Origin of the sequence: Bradyrhizobium campsiandrae (assembly GCF_014529705.1) — a bacterium.
GTDB lineage: Bacteria > Pseudomonadota > Alphaproteobacteria > Rhizobiales > Xanthobacteraceae > Bradyrhizobium > Bradyrhizobium campsiandrae.
In genome coordinates this window covers 1-379 of the sequence record NZ_JAANIH010000294.1, presented here as the reverse complement: position 1 = coordinate 379, position 379 = coordinate 1, and the positions used below count along the sequence as shown (strand labels likewise).

The 379-nt window shown below is 66.8% G+C and carries 1 protein-coding gene; it reads left to right on the top strand.

Features of this window, described 5'->3' with window-relative positions; all coding sequences use genetic code 11:
* Positions 1-379, top strand: a 379-nt coding sequence (locus tag G8O24_RS43155; protein ID WP_188108470.1) for an efflux RND transporter permease subunit, incomplete at both ends; no start/stop codon positions are given.

The window sequence follows — 379 nt, the reverse complement described above, 5'->3', positions numbered from 1 at the left end:
GTACAGGTGGCCGCCGGTGTGATCGGCGCCTCGCCCAGCTCGCCGGAAACACCGCTGCAACTGTCGGTCAACGCCCAGGGTCGCCTGAAGACCGAAGGCGAATTCCGCGACATCATCCTGAAGGCTTCGCCGGACGGCGCCACCACCCGCCTGGGTGATGTGGCCCGGGTGGAACTGGCCGCGTCCGAATACGGCCTGCGCTCGCTGCTGGACAACAAGCCGGCCGTGGCCATCCCCATCTTCCAGGCGCCGGGCGCCAATGCGCTGGATGTCTCGACCCAGGTGCGTGCGGCGATGAAGGAATTGTCGGCCGACTTCCCCAGCTCGGTCAGCTACAGCATCGTCTATGACCCGTCCCAGTTCGTGCGCGCTTCCATCG